At 36.9% G+C, this 21320-nt stretch carries 23 protein-coding genes; 17 read left to right on the forward strand and 6 right to left on the reverse strand.

All coding sequences use genetic code 11. The features are described 5' to 3' along the window. Nucleotides 1-30: 30 nt before the first annotated feature. Nucleotides 31-2748: a DUF4183 domain-containing protein gene (locus tag CC90_RS0117570; protein ID WP_031392026.1), complete on the reverse strand. Its 2718-nt coding sequence runs from the start codon at nucleotides 2746-2748 to the stop codon at nucleotides 31-33. A 108-nt stretch (nucleotides 2749-2856) separates the two neighbouring features. Further along, nucleotides 2857-3237: a DUF4183 domain-containing protein gene (locus CC90_RS0117575; RefSeq protein WP_031392027.1), complete on the reverse strand. Its 381-nt coding sequence runs from the start codon at nucleotides 3235-3237 to the stop codon at nucleotides 2857-2859. Between the two features lie 677 nt (nucleotides 3238-3914). Here CC90_RS0117575 and CC90_RS0117580 point away from each other — a divergent pair. The 14 genes from CC90_RS0117580 (at nucleotide 3915) to CC90_RS0117650 (ending at nucleotide 15132) form a co-directional block, all read left to right on the forward strand. Beyond that, nucleotides 3915-4778 carry a MerR family transcriptional regulator gene (locus CC90_RS0117580; RefSeq protein ID WP_031392028.1) on the forward strand — a complete coding sequence of 288 codons (864 nt, stop codon included), beginning with the start codon at nucleotides 3915-3917 and terminating at the stop codon, nucleotides 4776-4778. A 65-nt stretch (nucleotides 4779-4843) separates the two neighbouring features. Further along, nucleotides 4844-5728: a creatininase family protein gene (locus CC90_RS0117585; protein ID WP_081906042.1), complete on the forward strand. Its 885-nt coding sequence runs from the start codon at nucleotides 4844-4846 to the stop codon at nucleotides 5726-5728. A 555-nt stretch (nucleotides 5729-6283) separates the two neighbouring features. Then, a complete protein-coding gene (locus CC90_RS0117595) occupies nucleotides 6284-6724 on the forward strand; it encodes a LytTR family DNA-binding domain-containing protein (protein ID WP_051869754.1) in 441 nt (146 codons plus the stop codon). Beyond that, the gene (locus tag CC90_RS0117600) at nucleotides 6714-7136 is read left to right on the forward strand and encodes a hypothetical protein (protein ID WP_031392031.1); all 423 of its coding nucleotides are present in this window, start codon (nucleotides 6714-6716) and stop codon (nucleotides 7134-7136) included. Before CC90_RS0117595 ends, CC90_RS0117600 begins: the two co-directional genes overlap by 11 nt. Continuing rightward, nucleotides 7129-7743 (forward strand): methyltransferase family protein, encoded by a 615-nt coding sequence (locus CC90_RS22590; protein ID WP_035315820.1) that lies wholly within the window; start codon nucleotides 7129-7131, stop codon nucleotides 7741-7743. The genes CC90_RS0117600 and CC90_RS22590 overlap by 8 nt, the downstream gene beginning before the upstream one ends. 120 nt (nucleotides 7744-7863) lie before the next feature. Then, nucleotides 7864-8463, forward strand: a complete 600-nt coding sequence (locus CC90_RS0117610; RefSeq protein ID WP_031392033.1) for a TetR/AcrR family transcriptional regulator — start codon at nucleotides 7864-7866, stop codon at nucleotides 8461-8463. Nucleotides 8464-8479: 16 nt separating this feature from the next. Further along, nucleotides 8480-9244 (forward strand): SDR family NAD(P)-dependent oxidoreductase, encoded by a 765-nt coding sequence (locus CC90_RS0117615; protein WP_031392034.1) that lies wholly within the window; start codon nucleotides 8480-8482, stop codon nucleotides 9242-9244. Nucleotides 9245-9258: 14 nt separating this feature from the next. After that, on the forward strand, nucleotides 9259-10521 hold the full coding sequence (locus CC90_RS0117620) for a hypothetical protein (protein ID WP_031392035.1): 1263 nt from the start codon (nucleotides 9259-9261) through the stop codon (nucleotides 10519-10521). A gap of 316 nt (nucleotides 10522-10837) precedes the next feature. Then, a complete protein-coding gene (locus CC90_RS0117625; RefSeq protein WP_031392036.1) occupies nucleotides 10838-11284 on the forward strand; it encodes a YdeI/OmpD-associated family protein in 447 nt (148 codons plus the stop codon). Between the two features lie 29 nt (nucleotides 11285-11313). Then, nucleotides 11314-11538: a hypothetical protein gene (locus CC90_RS0117630; RefSeq protein WP_031392037.1), complete on the forward strand. Its 225-nt coding sequence runs from the start codon at nucleotides 11314-11316 to the stop codon at nucleotides 11536-11538. Next, nucleotides 11535-12077, forward strand: a complete 543-nt coding sequence (locus CC90_RS23330) for a GNAT family N-acetyltransferase (RefSeq protein WP_031392038.1) — start codon at nucleotides 11535-11537, stop codon at nucleotides 12075-12077. Before CC90_RS0117630 ends, CC90_RS23330 begins: the two co-directional genes overlap by 4 nt. A gap of 368 nt (nucleotides 12078-12445) precedes the next feature. Further along, a complete protein-coding gene (locus CC90_RS0117640) occupies nucleotides 12446-13534 on the forward strand; it encodes a radical SAM protein (RefSeq protein ID WP_031392039.1) in 1089 nt (362 codons plus the stop codon). Nucleotides 13535-13700: 166 nt separating this feature from the next. Continuing rightward, nucleotides 13701-14348, forward strand: a complete 648-nt coding sequence (locus CC90_RS0117645) for a TetR/AcrR family transcriptional regulator (RefSeq protein WP_031392040.1) — start codon at nucleotides 13701-13703, stop codon at nucleotides 14346-14348. After that, a complete protein-coding gene (locus tag CC90_RS0117650) occupies nucleotides 14338-15132 on the forward strand; it encodes a CPBP family intramembrane glutamic endopeptidase (protein ID WP_031392041.1) in 795 nt (264 codons plus the stop codon). The genes CC90_RS0117645 and CC90_RS0117650 overlap by 11 nt, the downstream gene beginning before the upstream one ends. Before the next feature lie 447 nt (nucleotides 15133-15579). Here CC90_RS0117650 and CC90_RS0117660 read toward each other — a convergent pair whose 3' ends face one another. Beyond that, the gene (locus CC90_RS0117660) at nucleotides 15580-15963 is read right to left on the reverse strand and encodes a VOC family protein (RefSeq protein ID WP_031392042.1); all 384 of its coding nucleotides are present in this window, start codon (nucleotides 15961-15963) and stop codon (nucleotides 15580-15582) included. Nucleotides 15964-16572: 609 nt separating this feature from the next. Here CC90_RS0117660 and CC90_RS0117670 point away from each other — a divergent pair. From CC90_RS0117670 to CC90_RS0117680, 3 genes are read left to right on the forward strand one after another with little or no spacing between them, the layout of a single operon-like run. After that, nucleotides 16573-17088 (forward strand): RNA polymerase sigma factor, encoded by a 516-nt coding sequence (locus CC90_RS0117670; protein WP_031392043.1) that lies wholly within the window; start codon nucleotides 16573-16575, stop codon nucleotides 17086-17088. A 53-nt stretch (nucleotides 17089-17141) separates the two neighbouring features. Further along, entirely contained in the window at nucleotides 17142-18026 is an 885-nt protein-coding gene (locus CC90_RS0117675) for a DUF4367 domain-containing protein (RefSeq protein WP_031392044.1), read from the forward strand. Nucleotides 18027-18031: 5 nt separating this feature from the next. Then, a complete protein-coding gene (locus tag CC90_RS0117680; RefSeq protein WP_031392045.1) occupies nucleotides 18032-18550 on the forward strand; it encodes a hypothetical protein in 519 nt (172 codons plus the stop codon). A gap of 60 nt (nucleotides 18551-18610) precedes the next feature. On the opposite strand, the gene CC90_RS0117685 is transcribed toward CC90_RS0117680, so the two are convergent. The 3 genes from CC90_RS0117685 to CC90_RS0117700 form a co-directional block, all read right to left on the reverse strand. After that, nucleotides 18611-18877, reverse strand: coding sequence for a hypothetical protein (locus tag CC90_RS0117685; protein WP_132038559.1), 267 nt, complete (start codon nucleotides 18875-18877; stop codon nucleotides 18611-18613). 149 nt (nucleotides 18878-19026) lie between these two features. Next, nucleotides 19027-20613 (reverse strand): M56 family metallopeptidase, encoded by a 1587-nt coding sequence (locus tag CC90_RS0117695; RefSeq protein ID WP_031392047.1) that lies wholly within the window; start codon nucleotides 20611-20613, stop codon nucleotides 19027-19029. Between the two features lie 4 nt (nucleotides 20614-20617). Beyond that, a complete protein-coding gene (locus CC90_RS0117700; protein ID WP_242843329.1) occupies nucleotides 20618-20995 on the reverse strand; it encodes a BlaI/MecI/CopY family transcriptional regulator in 378 nt (125 codons plus the stop codon). Nucleotides 20996-21320: the final 325 nt, after the last annotated feature.

The raw sequence follows: 21320 nt of genomic DNA on the forward strand, positions 1-21320 counted from the left end.
ATAATAACTTAATTTTTTTATAAATATCTTTTATAGATATAGAGAAACAAATCTTATCAGAATAGGAGATTCTTCCATAGGAGCATGTGCGACTGTCAATGTCAGGATTCCTCGCTCAATGGTATAATTGATACTTGGCTGAATGACTCCATTCACAAAAAGGTTATTATAAGAAGTTTGATTAGGATCCAGAATCCCCCGGTCTCCATAAACAGTTAATTCGTCTGCATCGGTATAAGTTTTTCCTCCGTTTGACAAGGTATTATACTGATAGGTTTCCGCCTTGAGCAGTTGATTGTTATCATCTTTGATTACTAAATATTCAAGAATAATGGGCACATCTTTTTTCGGTGGTTCTGCTATGGTCAGGGTTAGAAGACCGGCTTCGACAGAATAATTAGTTTCAGGCTGCAATACTCCGTTAATATAGAGGTTAAAGAAGGATACATCCTTTGGATCAGGGATACCATAGTCTCCATATATTAATAATTCATCGATATCCGTAAACTCTTTTTTAATGCCATCTGAAACGGTATTGTATTGATAATCAGAAACATTGAGAATTTTATTGTTTTTCTTATGAAAAGAGCCGGTGATTTCTGCCAGTAATACTACTGTATTCCTGGAATTTAAAGTTCCGATATCCCAGGTTATTATATTGCCTTCTTGAGATATAGTACCTTTGGTAAAGCTTATGGGATTAAAACAAGTCAAATCATCTAATAGTAAGGTATCGGTCATGACAATATTGTGAACCGGACCATACCCATGATTGGATATCCTGATTTCAACTCTCCAAGTATTGATCTCATTTGCATTAACTTCCAAGGGGCCTGATACAATATACTTCTCAATCGTTAAATCACCAAAGATATCAGGACAATCATTATTCTTATGAATACCGGCCGGCCTGTCGTGAACAGATAATAATTCTTCCTGCAGCAGGAAATTGAGATACTTTTTCAGTTCGAAAATATCATATGCGGGGTTGATAACCGGATTGCTGCAGGCAAAAGTTTCTAAATAGTCCAAGCAAAAGAGGAGCTGTTGAACCCTGCTCACGGCGCTGATAATCATAAAGGCATACGCTGGAAAACAGGGATTCATTCTAAAAGGCGCTGCATGTTCGCATCGGGAAAAAACTTTGACGGGACATCCCGAAGTTATATTGGATATGATACATGAATTTGAATCTGAGCCGCCGGCAATAGCTCTGCTTAGTGAGCGGCATCCTATGGTATTGAATAAACCATCAACTTCAATAATAGCAGTCAAAGTTTCACAGGGTAAAAGTTTTTCGATCTTCCATATAATAGAGTTATCAGAGACCAATATTTTGCCCGATGTTATAGATTTAATCGTTATGTTTTTAAATTCATCTAAAAGAATATAGTCTATGACAATGATATTTCTCATAATTTCATTGTTTGTGTTAGTAATATTGAGAGAGAAAGTCCATTTTTTAGGATGGCCTAAGAATGTCTTCATAGATTTATTAAAAACACGGGCTTGTAATAACAATTTCTTTTTTGCTATATTTCTCTTTGGAGAAACTACGATCTGAAAATCTTGAGAAAGGTTAGAAAAAATCCTTCTGGTATTCATACGCCCTACACCTAAGGCGGTACCCAGAGTTTTAGACCCGTTCAGGCAGAAGCAGCCCACGATATCTACTATAAGAACTGAAGTATCTAATTCTCTTAATACATCAATTTTCCAAAGAAGTTCATTGCCTGATAAATTTACTGTGCCATGAGAAATACTGATGACTTTTACACATTTGATATGATCAACAAACAAGATATCTCTTATTAGGATATCAGATACAGTATCAGCGCTAAGATTAGATATTTTTATTTCCACCCTCCATGTATTGGCTGTATTAACAGTTATTTCTGCAGGACCTGAGGTAATGGCTTGAGTGAGTTCTAATCCTTGACTGACATTGACAGGGTTTATGCAAATAATATCAGTGTTTACAGAACCTGATACGGTACTTCCATATGCCATGCTTCTGGCAATACAACGAATTCCCTCCACTTGAAAGAAACCCTCTGCTTTAAAAGTAGCAGTGGCGGATTCGCATAGGTCCAGAGTATCGATATCCCAGGTAATTACCCCATCTTTTATCAATATACTTCCGCAGGAGACAGAGGTATTTTCAATATTAGTGATTAAATCTAATAAAATCGTATTTGCTATAACAATATTTGTGATGGGTATATGGCTTATATTACTTATTGTTAAGGTGAATTCCCAAGTTCCGTTACAACCTGAGGGAATACATTCAGGGCCGCACATAAGAGTGCTTTCCAGATGAAGGCAGTTGCTCAGGTTATCCTGTACATAAATATCTATATCTGTTGCAGGGCCGCTGGAGATTACGCCTGAAGGAAGGATACCTTCAACCAGAGCAGAATTAAGCTTTGTTGCTTTTGCACTTTTATCTTCAAGAGTAGTAAAAGAGATAATAATGGTAGAATTCTTTATAGGAACATCCTCCGTTTTAAGAAGGAGAAGGCCTTTTTGGATTTCATAATTAACTTTTGGCTGCAATACGCCATTAATAAACAGGCCGAAAAAAGAGACATCATTAGGATCGAGGATGCCTCTGTCACCATATTGAATTAATTCATCATCATTCGTATAAATTCTTTTGACTCCATCAGACAAAGTATTATATTGATATACATCTGCATTTAATAGATTCTTTTCCCGATGTAAAGAAAGCATGTTATCTCCAAACATAGTGACCACCCTCAAGTAAATAAATATTTTATTATCTGATTAATTGTATAAAAAGTAAGTGATAGATGAAAAGGGATGTGCAATGGTAGCACATCCCAAATTTAATAATCAAGTGGTTACTGTAGTGTCAGAATCAGCTTCTGGAACAAAGTTAGTTACAATTAGAGTAATTGGAGCTCCAACTGGTATTGTTGCTGCGTCATTAACAGTAACCTGGGAACCATCAGTGCTAACGGTGTATAGGCTGGATTGCTGTAATACACCATTTATAAATAGCAGATAATATCCATTGTCTGTAGTAGCAGTTGTAAGATTACCGGTCATGACATCGCCGGCATCGTCTATAAATTTCGTTGCCGCAATTGTAAGAACACCGCCTGTTACATCATCACCATTTAACAGATAGAAATATCTATCTATTTCCGGTTTAACGTCAACTTCAGTTGTAGTAGTTGCATCGATTGCGAGCTTAAATAATTGTGTAGCCATTATCCGCTCCCCTTTCCATTTCATTTGTAAAACGATTTACACTTTAATATATTCTTAAAGGCCCAATTTGTTACATATTTCGACAAATATAATGAAAGATATGAATTAATTGCAGAAGTGTACAAATTAAAGCGTAATAAAGTATTTCCCTTGATGAAAACGCTGTTGTGCAGCTGCTCCGAAAGAGTGCCTGAATGTCATTCAAGAGGCAGCCGGTTTGCTTTCGATTATTCCCGTCAAAAGAAGACATGGCGTTTCGCCAAGGGGATGTATTGCATCGCCAAAAACACAAACCTATGCTATAATCTTATCATGCAAAAAAGCAGGGCACGGTACTCAAAAAAATAGTGCGAGCGGTCTTTTTCATACACCCGACACATGTGGAAACGGCTTGCCCGCTAGAACGAACATAAATATTGATAAATAAGAGTTTTGATTGATTTTAAAGGTCTGCCGGCAAAGTAACTTTTGAGGAGATAAAACAGATGACATTAGATTTTTAATAAGTTGGATTAGAGCAGTAGTCCAAATTGCAGAGGTACCATCAAATGCCATGCGTGAATATTCAGTTGATACTAAAAGTAAGAATGCTATTGATTAAAAAAATGATATATCTTCCAAGGTATCATCAGGTCTTACTTTGGAATATAGAGTCAAAACAGTAGAGAAGAGATGATATGAAAATGGACAATGGAATTCTATTAAGTATTGGCCAGTTAGCGAAAATATGTAATATTTCGCATAAAACGTTGAGATATTATGATGATTTAGATCTTTTGAAGCCGTCAAAGGTAAATGAGGACAACGGTTACCGGTTTTATTCAAAATGGCATATAACAAGAATTATGACTATAAAACAATTACAGGAGATAGGCGTTTCTTTGACAGAAATTAAAAGCTTTCTGCAAAAAGACGGCAGTGCAAATGTAATTGACAGTTTGCAAAATATTCTCGCTGAGCAAGAAAATGAACTTGAAGAACAAATTCAACAATTACAAAGCAGTCTTAAGAAAGTAAAATTATTACAAAGCCAATGTGAAAGTATAAAAGATAAAGTAATATTTGACGCACATTCACAAATAATCATAAAAAAATTACAGACGAGGCGGATTGTTTTTAAATTATACCGGGGCGAATATAAACCGGATGTTTTTAGAGAATTTTATAAATCAATCATAGATAATTTCATTCAGGACGGCGTTGGCATTTCAGGTATAGACTCGTCGCCGCTGGCTATATTTAAGCCCGATAAAACATCAAGTAATATTGAATTGAAAATAGGGTATGGGGTAAATTCAGACCTTATATCCAATACATATTGCCAGGAGGATATTGCGGGAGGAGAGTACGCATGCTATATACATGAAGGAAATTATGAGAGCCTAATGAATGACTTATATGAAATGATATATAGCAATATTGAAAAAAGCGGATATAAAGTAACCGGACCATGTGTAGTAAATTACTATATTAACGAAGCTATTACTCCCCAGAGCGAGAATTTTATAACTGAAATACAATTTCCGGTAATAAAAAATTAAATTTGAATTGACTCTCTCCTTAGGGCACCCCTTATGATAAAAATAAAAACTAAGGAGTGATAGGTATGAGCTATTCTATTTTTAAGCATACAATGGTGGATATGACTTACCCTGAAATTGAGAAAGTAATTGCAAAAGACGGAAGTGTTTTATTCCCTGTTTCTGTTGTAGAAGAACACGGACCTCATTTGTGCACGGGAACAGACATTTATCTCACGCAGACAATTTGTGAAAAAATCAGTTTGCAGTTAAGAGAACTGGGGGTGGAAACGGTGATTGCACCGCCATTCTATTGGGGGGTAAACAGCATAACAAATGGCTTTACCGGTTCATTTGAAATCAAACCGGAAACAATGATCACATTACTTTTAGAGATATTAGGAAATTTAAAAAAGTGGGGATTTAATAAGATATTTTTATTTAATTTTCACGGGGATTTTATTCATATCAGAACTATTATAGAGGCGGTTGGTAAAGCATATACGGAACAGAACATAGGGGTGTATTTTGTTAATGATACAAATCTTTTTACACAACTGGGCTTTATGGAAAAGCAGCCTTATCTTATAAAAGTTATGATGAAAGCAGATACAAATGTTATGGAATCAAAATACGTTGATGTCCATGCAGGTGCACTTGAGACAAGCTGGATGATTCATAATTTTGAGGAATTAGTAAATATTCCACTAGCGCATACATTAGAGCCATCTTATACAACCCCGAGAGATATTGGACAATGGATTCAGGGTGGTGAATATGCTAAAAAAATAACACCATTAGGCTATTGCGGAAATCCTGCGGATATAGACTTAGGGAAGATTGACATATTTGAAAAGAATACCACGGAAGTATTTTCGCAATCAATTTTAGATTTTCTTGAGCAAATGAAATGGAGTGATGGTTCGGAAATCGTTAAAGAAGTTGGATCTAATAGTATTGATAAAGTTTAATATTATGTTGAAAATAAGTGCCGCCAAGGTCCTTCTGGCTTCGAGGTTGAGACAGTTATGCTCCTTCCCCGCAAAAAAATGGCAGAATTATTTCAGCGCGACAGGAGTACAATTGGAAAATATATAAGAAATATTTTAAAAAAGAACTTGAAAAGTAGTGCGGGCAAAATTTGCCTGCACTGCTTTTGATTTCAGCAAAAATATTGGTTCAGAAGCAGATTTCATAGACACAGCGCTCAAAGTAATGCTGAAATTCCTGATAAGGCAGAATAAGCTGCACAATTTGACAAGGTGAATATGCAGGCAGATGAAATCAAAAATTTGAGGTTAAATCTGGCTGTAAATTTTAAAGATTATCTATTTAATGTAAAGACAAGCACTGAATCATGTGAGACGATATAAGTAGAGAGAGAGTTAAAGGTAACATTCAAGTGGGAACCTTATGTAACCTATGGGTATTTAGAACATTTTTCAGGGTATCTGAAGCAGATTCTCTTGAGCAGGAAAATGAAATGATTTATATTGATTATGTAAGGAGGTGTCCCCTTGAAATTAATGTTGCAACATAAAAAGGAATTACAGGAAACAGAGATAGAAATAAAGTATCCTGAGATGACAGAAAGAATTACGCAAATGATACAATATATAAGGCAATATGATTTTGTAATAGAAGGATTCAAAGAAGATAAAGTATATAAGATCCCTTTAGAACAAGTTTATTATATTGAAACAACTGATAGAAAAACATTTGTATATTTGGGTAACGATGTGTATGAGAGTCGGAAAACTATTCAAACCATTGAAAGCACGTTAGAAGGAACGACAATTATAAGAATTGGAAAATCGTTATTATTAAATATCTCTATGTTGAAAAGTTTAAAACCGTATCCGAATCATAGGATTAAGGTGGAACTGCTAAATGGGGAACATCTGCTTGTATCGAGAAGATATATTGCAATCTTAAAAGAAAGGATTAGGAGAGAATATGGTGCATAAGATATTAAAAACATATCTTCCTGCAATTTCAATGTCTTTTACGGTAATCATTCTATTGGCAGGAATTGTAAAATGGATTTTAGAAGAAAAGCAAGACATTTTTGCTTTGTTTGCTTTTGAAGTAGTTGCATATTTAATTCTTACCTGCATCCTGGATGAGTTGATTGGAAGAATTAATTTTAAAACCTATATTAGTCATTTCATTACAGAAAGCATTCTGATATATCCTATAACTATGCTTTTTGCTATTAAGTTCAGATGGATCGGGATGAGCGCTGTCAATATAATATTCTGTTCTGCTGCATACTTTTCTGTAATGGTCGGAATTCATCTTTATTTCTATTGTATAGAAAAAGGCAGTGTTGCAGAAATGAACCGTTTACTGGAAGAAGGGAGAGATAAGAATGGGTGATCCGTCGAAGTTTTCTGATTTAGGCTTATTTTATGTATTTCATTCGGCTTTATTACTGATGATAATGGCAGAACTATTTATAAATCTTTACACATACCAAAAAAGTACAGGTAAAGAAAAAATTAATAAAAAAGATAAAGGTACCAAATGGATGTTAATGTTTAATTTTTATATATGTATCTATATAAGCTTTTATATGGTTGGAAATAATATTCCTGCCGGTTTTCGCAATTTGAAATTACCGGCTATATTTTCATATTTTGGAGTTGTATTATTATTGGCAGGAATAGTGATTCGCTTATGGGCAGTATTAACATTAAAAAGAGCGTTTACCTTATCCGTGCAGACAGCGGCAACACAACACCTTATTACCACTGGAATCTATCGAAATGTAAGAAATCCTGCGTATACGGGTAGTATATGCAGCTTATTGGGTACTGTAATCTGTTTAAGAAATGTGATTGCGCTGTTTATTGTGCTTGTTTTATCTTTAGTTTGCTATTCCGCTAGAATCTACGTTGAAGAAAAAGCGTTAATAGAACATTTTGGTGAAGAATTTATTGATTACGAAAAGCATACATATCGTTTGTTACCTTTTGTATGGTAGCAATTTATAAACATATATAGCATTAAAGCGACACTTACTTTTCTAAGTTTTACTTGACAGGTACCAGTATTTTCCTATAAACTAACAATGAACAAATATTCATTCATAAAAGGAGATGACATGCCGAAATCGCCGGAACGCTGTGAAGAAATTAGAACAGACATGCGGAATAAAATCTTACACAAATCTATACTTTACTTTGCTAAGAACGGATTTTCAGGAACAAAAATCAGCGACTTGTCCAAGTATATTGGAATTGGGCAAGGGACGATATATGTCTATTTTGAATCTAAGGATAAGTTGTTTCAAGAAATTCATCAGATGATCAATAGAGAAAAGGATATCAGTCAGATAAAGCTTCTTGCGAATCTCCCGATACCCGCCAAACAGAAAATACACAAGCTGACGAAAGAAGTATTACGTCAGTTGGAGGAAGATGACCTTTTTGCCGGAATGATCGCTTTAAATACACAGATTCTTTTAGAACAAAATGGGGGGAATTCTGCATATGGAACGACTTATCAGTCGGAACTATATAAATATATGACTAAAATAATCGAACAGGGGCAAAAGGAAGGCAGTATTGTTTCCGGAAATTCTTTAAAGCTGGCAGATTACTACTGGGGTGTTGTTTATCTTTACTCCTTGAAGAGGCTATTTACAACAAAGTATGAAATAATTAATTCGGAAGATTTAGAACGAACTGTATTGAAACAATAAGATTGCGGGGAAGAGTATGGGCAAAAGAATTGCAATTATAACAGGAGCCAGCGGCGGGATAGGAAGAGAATTTACGAAGCTGATGCTACGGGAAGAAGTGGATGAAATCTGGGCAATAGCCAGGAATCAAGAGAAGCTTACAGCATTGAGGAATGAATTAGGGGATAAGATAATTATTGTGTCAAAGGACTTATCCAAATCAGAAGAACTACTTTCTATAGGAAAAATGCTGGAAAATGAAAAACCGGTCATAGCGTATTTGATTAATAATGCCGGTCTTGCAAAGATGGGGTCATATCAGGATTTTGCCGTTGAAGAAATAACGGATACAATTAATATCAATTGCTGCGCGCTTGCTGTTTTATGTACAGTATGCATCCCTTATATGATAGAAGGAAGCCGTATACTGAACATTTCGTCCGCATCCTCTTTTCAGCCGTTACCTTACCTTAACCTATATGCAGCTACAAAAGTTTTTGAAAGAACTTTTTCCAGGTCATTAAATGTGGAGCTGAGGGGAACCGGGATTACATCAACTGCTGTTTGCCCGAGTTGGGTTGATACAGAGCTGCTGATGACAGAAGTTAATGGGAAAAATATTAAATTTCCCGGCATTGTGGCGCCGGATAGGGTTGCCATAAAAGCGCTGAAGGATGCCAAACGGGGAAAAGATATGTCCGTTTGTACACTTTATGTGAAATACTTGCATATGCTGGCAAAGTTATTTCCTCAAAAGGTGATTATGAATACATGGGTTCATAAAATAAAAGAATATATTTAGATAGGTGGGAGAGAATGAAGCATTGTATATATTCTGAACGGACAGATTTATTGGAGCCAAATATTTATATTCAGTTTCTGGTGCAAATCACAGGGAATCCGGATTTGGACGAATTGGTATCTGCAATAAAAACTGTGTTTTCTGCAAATGAAGCTACCATGTCCAGAATTGTATATGATAAAAACGGTGATGCATATTATGAGCGGATGCCGGAAAGCGGCTGTAAGGTGAGTATTCTTAAGGGCGATTGGAAAAATATTATCAGGGAAAATGAAAAAGTGACCTTTGCCATCGACCAGGGCGAATTGATGAGAGTATTTGTGAATGTTGCGGAAGAAGATATTTTCTTGCTCATTATGGCGCATCATTTGGCCGGTGACGGTAAGGCGGTTACATATTTTATTGAGGATGTAATGACTGCCCTTTCCGGTGGGCAGTTGGGATATAAGCCCATGCAGCTTATTTCAAATAAATCCATGCCTGAGAAATCTGAATTACCCTTACTTTTAAAACTATATGTATATATTTTAAATAAAAAGTGGAAATATACCGGTAATACTTTTCATTGGGATGATTATTATAAGATACACGAAGTTTATTGGAAGGAACGTAGTTCGGAAATTGTATTTGAGCGTTTCTCACCGGAGGAAATTAATAGGATTCATGCTTATGCAAAGAAGATAGGAGTCTCTGTTAACAGTTATATAGCAACGGCATTTTTGGAAGCAGACAGGAATAATGAAACCATAGGGATGGCTGTAAATATTAGGATGGATAAGAATAAATCCATTTCAAATCAAGCAACCGGCATTAGCGTGGATCATTTATTTTCTGATAAGATAACCTTTGATGAAAATGCACAGATTGTTCATAAAAGAGTGCTTTATAAACTGAGGAAACCGGTTATGAAATACTTTATTCTTCGATTTATACCATTATTTACTCCGAGTCTGATTGATTCTGTTTTACTATATACCTATGGTCTTTATGAGAATAGAACAACGCAGAAACTTGCGAGGCTCATGGGATATGCAGGAGGGAAAACGAGAGAACTTGGAATTACGAATTTGACGAAACTTGATATTCCTAATACTTATGGAATATATGGTTTAAAGAATGGATTGTTTATTCCACCGGTTGTGTCTTATGCAAAACATATAATAGGCGTTTCGACCATGGAAGATGGAATGGCTGTCTCTTATCATTTTATGAATGATCAGGATAGAGAGAAAGAATTGGAGTTTTTTAGACGTGCTGTTCGAAATTTAAAAATGTAGGCATTCCGGTAAATTGGCCACTAGGCAAAACTTATGAGAGCCTGTCAATGGTCAATAATGCAAGCCGCACCGACCACCAGGTTTGGCAGAATGCGCCGTTTCAATGCTTTATACCAAAACATTAACGTTTTCCTCTTAACAAGGCATCGAAAGATGTGGAACAACAGAGGATGGATGAAATGGAGCCGGAGATGTAGCATTTATTGGTATTGCTCCTGAAAATCGTACTTGAAGTATAGTACTATATAGTATAATATTGTATAAGAACGGTATTATCCCGGCTTATCTGAAATCTTTGGCATAGGAGAATTATTGTATGCAATTTGAATTTGAGAGCGAAATAAAACGGCTCGAAGGCAAGATTAAATGGAATGTATTTTATTTCCCGTATTCTACGTTGGAGCATTTTGGTTCTAAAGGTAATATACCGGTTTGTATTACGGTGGACGGCCATAAGTTCGATCATATGTTGCTGCCATCAAAAAACGGTCATTATTTAGTATACAACGAATTTATCAAACAGGCTGTCGGAAAAGATCTTGGAGACAGCGTGCATGTAACTTTAGAAAAGGACACGAAAAAACGGGAATTTGTAATTCCGGCTTATATTGAAAATATTCTGAAGGATGCTGGTGTATTGGAATTGTTTCAAAAGCAGCCGGATTATATGAAACGCGAACAGATAAATTACATAGAGATTGCAAAGAAAGAAGAAACGAAGACAAACAGGATTAATACATTGATAAAACGGTTAGGCAGCTAGAATTCATTATAGAAACGGAGGAAGGAAAAATGTTGAATACGGAATTGGTAGAAATTGTAAAAAAATTCGCAGAATCGGAATGGGACCTGATTGATGTGCCTTCGAAAAAATGGCTGGAAGATAATGGATCGGAGAATTCGGCGGCAGAATTGTTGAAAGCAGTTGAACAAGCGGACAAAGAGTGCGGAAGCTGTGGCTGTGACTTTGATCCGCTTTATAAACGTGCGTTAGAACTGCTGAGGATTACGGTTTGAAAGCGAATTATCCATATCAAATCGACGAAGAAAACGGCATGGTTTACGCCTGGTTTACCAAAATGGAGTATAGAGGCGGGGTTGTTATTTCGGATTTAGAGCCTGAGTTGACTTTGTTTGAAGAGAAATATTACGATATATATCAAAAGGTTGGAAACGATACTTTTGCTGATTTACTGCACAAATTGCATAGCAACGTACGTCAGTTTTTTCCTCTTGATGAAGTCCGGAAACGTGAAACGTATCTTTGGTTCGAAAACGATGAACTTGTCGGAAGTATTCGGATTTATCATAACGAAGAGGAAAACGTTTATGAAATCGAGAGAGTGATGATCGCTCCGCAGTCACAGGGCAGAGGTTACGGAACGAAGTTATTGAATTTTATTGTAGCGAAGCTTCAGCAAACGAACCGTACACCGATTGTTCTGACGGTTGCTGCGTGCAATAGCAAAGCGGTTAAAATGTATGAAAAGTTTGGGTTTGTTCCTATTAGCGAGGAAATGGATGAATGGAAAATCGAGAGAGATATATGCGGTTAATGTTTTGTAAACAGAGAAATTAGATAAGAGAGACTTTAGAGGTGCACCTGAGTCATTATATAGAAAATCTCTATTTTTTTGATCGGCGAAAAAATCAGGGATTTTTTTAATTGCTTGTTTTAGCAAATACGGTATCTTTTCTCAAGCGCTATGGTGATGTCAGACAAGCTGCCGCATGTGTGAAAGTAAAAATAACGGAATTTTAGTAATGTGTTTCTTACTGCTAAGTTGGTTTTCAAGGTTATTGAAAAAAACTTATCTTGTAATATAATGATATCATAATCTCATAGGATAAATTTGAATGAAAGTTTTGCGGGTAGTTTGAGTCATAGACGGCAATTTAACGAAAATAAAGAGGAGTACATATCATGTTAAACTTAAATGATTTTATGAACAATGGAATAAAAAACATTTCCGACACTGCCGGACGGTTTTATCTCGGTAATCGCCGGGGCCAGTCCTTCATGCTGCACACGGTATCCTCTTTGCGTAGGAGCGCAAAGATAAGAGCACAGCAAGAGCAGAACGGAACTCATATCCCGCCTTTTCTGATTGCCAGTATTGCGACAGAGTGTAACTTAAGATGTGCAGGCTGTTACGCACGGGCAAACGGCAGTTGCAGCGATGGACAGGTGCAAGAGCAGTTGACCGCCGACGATTGGCGGCGGATATTTCAGGAGGCGTCGGACCTTGGTATCTCTTTTATTTTGCTCGCAGGCGGAGAACCACTTTTACGCGGTGACGTGATTGAAGCCGCAACCGGGTTTGACAATATCATTTTTCCGGTTTTTACCAACGGAACTATGATAAATGAGGATTATCTGAACTTGTTTGATCAGCATCGCAACCTGATTCCGGTACTCAGTATCGAGGGCGATGCTGAAAAAACGGATACCCGGCGCGGGAATGGTGTGTCAAAAAGGGTCGAGCAGGCCATAAAGAGCCTCGAGGAGCGGGGTATCTTGTTCGGCGCTTCCATAACGGTAACAACCGAAAATCAAAATGGAGTGACGGAACCGGTTTTTGTTCAATCCCTGCGGGAAAGCGGATGCGGGCTTGTTTTTTATGTGGAATATGTCCCTGTAGAAAAGAATACGGATCATTTGATTTTGGATGAAGATAACCTGCGTATTCTTGCGGCCCGTATTGACGGACTGCGTGGGAAGGGGAACAACAAAGGGATGATTCTCCTGTCTTTCCCCGGTGACGAGGAAGCAATGGGCGGGTGTCTGGCTGCAGGGCGAGGGTTCTTTCACATCAACGCCACGGGCGGAGCCGAGCCTTGTCCTTTTTCCCCTTATTCGGAGATGAACCTGAAGGAGCAGTCACTTTTGACGGTGCTTCAATCTCCATTCTTTGAAAGGGTGCGTGAAATAAGCGCAGCAGAAGCGGTGAACCATAAAGGCGGATGTACGTTGTTTCAATATGAAGAGGAAGTAACGCAGGCATTAAGCTAAAGAATAAGGGGCAGCACATGGAATTGCCTTACGATATCTGTCGTAGACTTGGGGGTTAAAGAATGATAATGTGCTGTTTTGAAGAAAAATATTGACATTTGATTCACATATTAGTATATTATTACCATTAACTGACCGATGGTCAGTGGCGCGAGATGGTGATTATATGAGAATTGTAAAAGAACACGAAGAGCGAAAAACGCAGATAGTAGAAATTAGTGAGCGCTTTTTTATGGAAAAGGGGTACGAGAATTGTTCTGTCAGCGATATTGTAAAGGAAGCAGGGATTGCAAAGGGAACTTTTTTTTATTATTTTCCGGAAAAGGAAGATGTGCTGAACGAAATTATTAGCCGAAAGTCTGTAAAAATTGAAAGAGAATGCTGCAAAATAGCTATGCTAACCGGGTTTAGCAATGAAAAAAGATTTCTGATGACTTTGTTACAAGTGAATAAGGCAGCAGGGCTTATTGAGGAAAAGAACAACCGGGCAACTAATGGCATGTCGGATATGCACAAACCGGCAAATGCGCTTATGCATCATAAAAGCAGAATCGCTTTGCAGAAAATCCTTACACCGATACTTGCGAATATTTTAAGAGATGATTATGATGAGCAGAAAAATGGTGTACTGGAAGATAATATAATGATTATTTTATCTGCGGCACAGACTTTAATGGATGAAGAAGTAATCGGAAAAGAAAATTGTGATATGCTTCGCATGCTCCAAAGTATATTTATGGCCGCAGCAAAATTACTTGGTCTGAATGAAACCGTACTTGAAAGGGAATGGAAGGAATTAACGAATGAATTATAATACGAAGAAGTATGTGATATTAAATTTTGCATGTTCCTGGAGTCTTTTTCTGCTTGCATTAGTTTTGGCTCTTGGATTAGGAATGAAATTTCTGCTTGAAGATGACGGTATTTATATGACGTTGCTGACAGTCATATACTGTTGGATGCCGAATATAGTTCTTTTGATTTTCTGGAAAAGGCTTAATGTCCCGATGTCCAGAAAAGAATTTTATAAAAAAGAATTCAGTATTCGGATTAAATGGACAATTATTCTTAGGATTCTTTTATTAGAAGTTGGCGTTTGTGTAGTAAGTGCGTTTATTGTATCTTTGCAGACACATACTTCAATGATGCAGGCCTTTGGTATTCCCGCAGAAGGGATACTTGCTACGGCGTTTTTCTGCCTGTTCACCGGTGCGACCGGTGAAGAAAGCGGATGGAGGGGGTTCTTGCTTGTTGGCTATCGTCAGAAACATACGCTTCTTACATCCTGCATATTTACAGGACTTGTGTGGGCATTCTGGCACTTACCGGTATGGATTTTATCCGGCTATACGGGGATGATGCTGGTTGTATATATTCTTGCATTTATAGTCAGTCTTATAGGATTTACAATTACAATGATGTACTATTATGAAAAGTGCCGTAACATTATTGTACTCGTATTCTTCCATTATATGATTAATTTCGTGCTTGCCTTTTACTGCGGAGATGATATTTTGTATCAGGTGTATTCTGCTGTACTATATCTGATCATTTCAATATTTTTCGTATTGCGCGATAAAAAGATGTATCTTTGCTGACTGTCATATAGACTTTACAAAGCGGGGTATATAAATTATAGAAGCGGACTTAAGCCTCACAATATTCTCCCCGGTCTCCCGGCATATGAGTACCAATATGAAACGCGAAGAGGCATTGAAATCATGGAGGTATTAATTATGCCGAAGAAAATAGAATATATATTGAGAATTGTATTCGCAGCGGCTATATTAAAAGTCGTTCTGTGAGAGCCCAAAAGGTTCAACAAGCAATTTTTATATCCTCAAAGTGTTGCGAATGTATTTCCCTTTTACAGAAAGAATAAGACAATAAATAAAGTAACGCATATACGAAATACCTATAATAATATAATCCTCCATGCTCTCGAATGAGAATATGGAGGATTTTTATAAGCGGATGAATTACCTTATAGATTCATATAGGGACGTTACATCGACGCTTTTTTTGTCATCCAGGCCTTTATATCCTTATCCAAAAAAGCTAATGCAAAAAGGGTGCCCCACCGGGTCAATAAAAATCGTATAATCCTGAGAATATTGCACGGATGCCAAAGTGGCACCGCAAGCCAGCGCATGACTTTTCACAGCCTCTTTTTCATTTGGCGTTGAAGCGAAGTCTAAATGTGTCATTTGTTGCTGCTTCCCTTTTTCATTTGGCCAGACCGGCTGAATATAGTCTTCTGTCTCTTGAAACAGTAAACATATATGCTCATCCGGGGAAATAACAGCAAGCCATTCTTCATCGAAGCGCTGTTTGTTCCATCCTAATAATTCGGTATAGAAATCTGCCAACGCCTCCTGATTCGGACAATCCAGAGTAACGGATGCAAAATTAATTGTAGGTCTCGACATAGATAGTTCCTCCTGCAAAATTAATTGTAGGTCTCGACATAGATAGTTCCTCCTGCAAAATTAATTATTTATTAGTAATATTTTATCACATAAAAACAATGCTTTCATTATGTTTTTCTTCTAAAGAATCAGATAATAAGATGTTTTACAGTTATTACTTATCGCGCATCCCGTTACCCGTCTAAGAAGATACTTTGCGATGAATTAAAAGTGGTAAAAGTCCGAGATGATCATTAGCAAAAAACTTCTTTTTCAGAGAGTAAAATAGCGTGAATAGAAGGAAAAGGTGCTATTGCAGGGCCGTTAAAGTTTTCATAAAAGCACAATCGGGAGGGTTATTGAAGATATAGAAAATTAGCTTATTGCATTTACTTTATAGTATAATAACTATAGGGTCTATCGATATGTAACTGTACAACCAACATAGAATAAACAGTAAAGGGGGAAAAGCGTCATATGGACAAGCCGGACGATATCTTTTTAAAAGAAGATTCAAAAAGGAACATGAAAGGGGAAAAACCACAAGAAAGTGCAGGATTTTCCTAGAAGGTGTGACAGTAAAAATTAAATAAAGAAGGGGCTTACATATAAATGTAATAGGGGAATGGTATGAATAAAGCAAATTGGAAGGAAGAATTTTTCTGCGAAATATATGATGCCACATTTTATAATTTGAGAAAATATATCAGAAGAAGATGTAATGACCCTACACTGGTAGACGATGTTCTACAGGAAGTATATTTGGAAGCATTCCGGCATATGGATGATTTGAAGACGCACGAAAACAGTATTGGCTGGATATATAAGACAGCAGAAAATAAAATAAAGAAACTCAATAGCATTCATTTTAAACTGAATATAAACGAGATGCCATATGACGAAAGAATTGAAGATATACCGGACAAGAATAGTGAATCGGGTTATATCCTATATGAAGAATACAAAGATATACTATTGGAAGATGAATATGATTTATTAATAAAAAAATATCTTGATGGATATTCGCATTCAGATTTAGCAAAGATGACTGGAACGACGGTGGCAGGGAGCAAAATGAAACTATCCAGAATTATAAAGAAATTAAAGAACAATTTAAAAGTTGATTTATTTCTTATATTTTATTGAAATCAGTGTTACCTTTTATTGATTAATAAGAATATAGGGATAAGGAGGTACCAATGGAGGAAAAAAACATCACTCCCAATTATCAAAATAAGGCAGGTGGGGATGACAAATTAAAAGCTGAATTAGAAAAAGCCCTTGATCGGGAAATGGATAAATCACCGGATGATATCGATGTACAAAAAATTGATTCTATTATCGATTTGCTTAATCAGATTGACGGCGTTCCGGATAATTCGGATCATATATCAAAAAACGAATTCGCTGAAAAGTATTTGCCGGAATGTAACATATCGGAACCCCAAAAGATGCCGGATAAAAAACCCATACCAATCAGAACATGGAAAGTGGCAGCAGGCTTTTTAAGTGCGGTGTTCGTGCTTTGTATGGGAAATTACATTTCTGTCAGAGCAACCAGTAAGGATATTTTTACCTTTGTGAAAGACAAGGCGTATGTTATGTATTTTGATGTCTTTGAAAAAAGTAATAGTGAAAAAGCGGAGAACGACGACAGTTCAGCAATACAGGAGACATTAACGCCAGAGGACCAACAGGCTGCTTCATGGGAGGAGGCACAAAAAATATCCGGATTAGGCTTTAAAATTCCGCAGTTTATTCCCGAAGGATTAGAGGCCCAAATAATACACATACAAATAACGGAAGAAAAAGATGTGGGAATTTCCAGGCAGTATTATAACCGGGATGATAATAGCAATGTGCGGTTTCTTATAAGATATATCAGCGGGAATGGCAAATGGATGTGTGCTATGGACAAAATGAATAATTTGATCGAGCAAAAGGAAATCAATGATTATATGGTTTCTTTCTATCAGACGGATGATGCAATTCAGGCCATGTATCAAGACGAACAATTTATTTATGTGGTAGAAACAAATATGGATCAGAAAACCCTGGAAAAAATTGTTGAAGAAATGAGGTAAATTTGATGAAAATGAAGAAATGGATAACAAGTGTTTGCTTAGTGTTGATATTAGTATCGCCATTAACGGCTTTTGCTAGTGAATCCGTTCATTTTGCAGGAGCAAATCAAAAGCAGGAAGAGGAATTGGTAATCGAGCCATTGACTGCTGAACAGGCAGAAACTCTATATAAGCAGCTTTATGGAGAGAAAAATAAATTTATGCGCTCTAACTTAGGAACCTGCGATATAGGTTTATCAAATAGTAATGGGAAACTATTAGTAGTATACTCCACGTCATGCAGGGGAACAGCAAGTAAAATAGGAGTCCGGAACTTTACCTTACAGCAAAAAAGCGGTTTGCTTTGGAGTAATATTACAGTAAAAAATGAATATTCCGAAAATACAGATGCTTTTTTCGGAGGCTTTTATATTACGAATCCGGTCGTTGGAAGAGGATACCGTGCTAATTGTACCCATTACGCGGTGGTAGGCGGAAGCGAAGTTTCAATGTATACGGAAACGGAAACTTATAAATTTCAGTAAATAAATACGGAGGGCACCCATCAGTTGATTGAACTGTAAATGGATGCCCTCCCTCATGTTTTAATATCCTGTAATCCGGAAGAATGTATGGTCGCCAATGACAACCTTTTCAACTACCTCATTATAAGCGCCGGAACCGAATTTGTAATATTCTTTATTTTTTTCGGTTTTGGATTGCTTGCCATATAAGGTGTTGGTGTTGAACCATAAGCAAGTACCGATCGGATTGGTCTTGGAAGATAAGTTCTTCGCGATATCCAAGCTATCTTTCCACGCAGTAGAACCGGTATCCGGCTTCAGAATAAAGCATTCTCGCCAATAAATCAACACTGTCTCTCCCTTTTAAATCATCTGTGCTCTTTAATGCATCACCGTATGCCATAGTTTTTCTCCTCTCTATTTTTCTTTTCTTGTAGCAGCTACAATAAATAGAGAGGAGAAGTATGCAAAGTTGTAAACATATTAAGATAAAAAATTTATTGATTTAATAACTCTTTTTCTTTATTTTCTGAGTAATAATTGGAAATTATCTGCAGGCTTTCGATATACCAGCCATCCTGACGATATGAGCAGTCAATGCACTTTACAACATCATTTTGGATATCTTCATTCAGAATCAGGCGCAGCATGTTCTTTCCGTCTTTTTCTATTATGGCAGCTCCCAGGCAGGAGAGCGCCCAATTATCCGATGAAAAGTTATCCGGCTGCTCAGCCTCGATGGAGGGGTTTTTAATAAACTGGCTGGAATACTCCTTAAAGCTTCTATCTTCCATATATATGACCGATACTTCTGCGGCACCGAAGGTGCTTCCTATGGAATAACGTACCAGAACAATATCCGCTTTCCCGCTTTCGCTTAAATCACCGGATATGATATAGGAAGACCAGTAGTCAGGATAATCGATAAATACAGTATCTCCGTCGTCGAACTGTGCGACAACCTGAGTGAATGCGTCCGTACCGCTCACTACATCTTTTACATAGACTCTTTCAGTACTTCCGTCGCCGTCCACATCTGTTTTTACTTCAAGACCGCTTTCTATTGGAATCCTGCTCTTGGGATACATGGCGATACTCCCTCTGATGCTTAAAAATACACCGGATAGAAGCAAAAGTGCAATCATTAAAATAACGGTAGATGTTTCTTTTTTCTTCTGCTCAGTACTAAAAATATTTTGAAACCGTCGCTTTATAAAATTAGTTTTTTGAATATACCCTGAGGATAGGACAGAGTATCTCCGATTTCCCGCTTGTATATGGGAGAGTATAACTTCGCTGTATTCCTTACGCTCTTCCTGTGAAGCGAATTCAAGTACCCTGCTGTCACAAATCAATTCCATGTCTTGTTCTGCAAGCCGCCTCATTATCCATACCGAGGGATTAAACCAGTGCATTATATTGGCGAGCAATAAAATAACTTTAAACCATGAATCCTTATTCATGCAATGAATTAATTCATGCCGGATAATGTAATATAAATCTTGTTCCAGATAATCTTTATCCGGAAGAAAGACTCGATTTTTAAGTAATCCAATGATAAAAGGGCTTCCGTCGGTATCTTCCATAATGCGTATTTCAGGCAGTCTTTTTATTTTCAACTCTTCGGCAGCAGTTCTATATATTTCCCGAATCTGCGGTTTAACGTTTTCAGTGCTGCGGCACATCAATTTTTTGTAAGTGATAAGATAAGCTGCAAAATAATAGGCGCAAGCAATAAAGCAACCCGTTATCCAAATGAAGAACACCAGATGGTTGGTAGTCCAGTGCTGAACTGCATCGCTATTATTTATGGGCTCCAGTATCTTGGCAGATGCTGTTGTTTTTTGACTGTTATTCCATTCGCTGCTTCCCCGCAGTATATAGTTGGGGACTTCTATTGACAATGGCAGCGGCAGTAGCGTGATATGGATTGGTACAAGCAATCGCAAGGCTATCAATAGCCACACTATCTTTTTATATTCTATTTGACATCTTTTCTTCAAGGTAAAAGAAATTATACAGAATAAAAGTATACCTATGGTTCCCATTAAAGATGCTTCCAGTACTCCCCAAAATACATTCATGCTCTTATTCCCCGTCCTTTTCCAATGAATCCAAATACTTTCTAAGTTCCTTTATATCGTATGGTGACAGCTTTTTTCCCTGATATAATCCGGCTATAAATTTTTGTGCGGAACGGCTATACATTTTTTCCAAAAAGCTCTCACTTTGGTTTACCTTATATTCGTCCTCTGATATCAGGGAGTGATAATAATTCGTGCGAGTGCTTCTGTCGCAGTACACGAACCCTTTCTCCGACAGACGTGACAAAACTGTCATCAGGCTTGGAAGTTTCCAATTACGTTTTTCTATTATTTCATCCAAAATCTCATTTGATGTAAGTGGAGAATCATGCCTCCAAAGCACTTCCATTATTTCGAATTCCGCATCTCCCAATTTTTTCATTCTTGCTCCCATCTGTTCGCTTTCGTGTGCATACAAATCATGGATGTTGAAAGCACTTTTTTTCAACATTCTCACCTGATTATAAAATTATCTATATTTTCCTTTCTGCGCAATATGTCTATGGTCAAAATAAACTCCAATCTGCCATGTCCATATCCATCTTGTTGCTTAAGCTTAATTATTAAAGTCTATGTCCAATATTTCACCTATAATCCGAAAATTTCATATATGGCTGATTTTATTACATATACTCTGCCGTAGAATCTAAAAAATAAATTATACAATTGTATAATATAATACTACAATATAATGGAAAATATTGTCA

Source organism: Kineothrix alysoides (assembly GCF_000732725.1).
Classification (GTDB): Bacteria; Bacillota; Clostridia; order Lachnospirales; family Lachnospiraceae; genus Kineothrix; species Kineothrix alysoides.

Bases quoted from the DNA above. Each gene is read 5' to 3' on its own strand.
- CC90_RS0117570 (WP_031392026.1), bottom strand. From the start codon at position 2,748: ATGTTTGGAGATAACATGCTTTCTTTACATCGGGAAAAGAATCTATTA.
- CC90_RS0117585 (WP_081906042.1), top strand. From the start codon at position 4,844: ATGAGCTATTCTATTTTTAAGCATACAATGGTGGATATGACTTACCCT.
- CC90_RS0117660 (WP_031392042.1), bottom strand. From the start codon at position 15,963: ATGTCGAGACCTACAATTAATTTTGCATCCGTTACTCTGGATTGTCCG.
- CC90_RS0117680 (WP_031392045.1), top strand. From the start codon at position 18,032: ATGAAAATGAAGAAATGGATAACAAGTGTTTGCTTAGTGTTGATATTA.
- CC90_RS0117620 (WP_031392035.1), top strand. From the start codon at position 9,259: ATGAAGCATTGTATATATTCTGAACGGACAGATTTATTGGAGCCAAAT.
- CC90_RS0117610 (WP_031392033.1), top strand. From the start codon at position 7,864: ATGCCGAAATCGCCGGAACGCTGTGAAGAAATTAGAACAGACATGCGG.
- CC90_RS0117675 (WP_031392044.1), top strand. From the start codon at position 17,142: ATGGAGGAAAAAAACATCACTCCCAATTATCAAAATAAGGCAGGTGGG.
- CC90_RS0117625 (WP_031392036.1), top strand. From the start codon at position 10,838: ATGCAATTTGAATTTGAGAGCGAAATAAAACGGCTCGAAGGCAAGATT.
- CC90_RS0117580 (WP_031392028.1), top strand. From the start codon at position 3,915: ATGAAAATGGACAATGGAATTCTATTAAGTATTGGCCAGTTAGCGAAA.
- CC90_RS0117645 (WP_031392040.1), top strand. From the start codon at position 13,701: ATGAGAATTGTAAAAGAACACGAAGAGCGAAAAACGCAGATAGTAGAA.
- CC90_RS22590 (WP_035315820.1), top strand. From the start codon at position 7,129: ATGGGTGATCCGTCGAAGTTTTCTGATTTAGGCTTATTTTATGTATTT.
- CC90_RS0117700 (WP_242843329.1), bottom strand. From the start codon at position 20,995: ATGAAAAAATTGGGAGATGCGGAATTCGAAATAATGGAAGTGCTTTGG.
- CC90_RS0117630 (WP_031392037.1), top strand. From the start codon at position 11,314: ATGTTGAATACGGAATTGGTAGAAATTGTAAAAAAATTCGCAGAATCG.
- CC90_RS0117615 (WP_031392034.1), top strand. From the start codon at position 8,480: ATGGGCAAAAGAATTGCAATTATAACAGGAGCCAGCGGCGGGATAGGA.
- CC90_RS0117640 (WP_031392039.1), top strand. From the start codon at position 12,446: ATGTTAAACTTAAATGATTTTATGAACAATGGAATAAAAAACATTTCC.
- CC90_RS0117695 (WP_031392047.1), bottom strand. From the start codon at position 20,613: ATGAATGTATTTTGGGGAGTACTGGAAGCATCTTTAATGGGAACCATA.
- CC90_RS0117600 (WP_031392031.1), top strand. From the start codon at position 6,714: ATGGTGCATAAGATATTAAAAACATATCTTCCTGCAATTTCAATGTCT.
- CC90_RS0117670 (WP_031392043.1), top strand. From the start codon at position 16,573: ATGAATAAAGCAAATTGGAAGGAAGAATTTTTCTGCGAAATATATGAT.
- CC90_RS0117650 (WP_031392041.1), top strand. From the start codon at position 14,338: ATGAATTATAATACGAAGAAGTATGTGATATTAAATTTTGCATGTTCC.
- CC90_RS0117595 (WP_051869754.1), top strand. From the start codon at position 6,284: ATGTTGCAACATAAAAAGGAATTACAGGAAACAGAGATAGAAATAAAG.
- CC90_RS0117575 (WP_031392027.1), bottom strand. From the start codon at position 3,237: ATGGCTACACAATTATTTAAGCTCGCAATCGATGCAACTACTACAACT.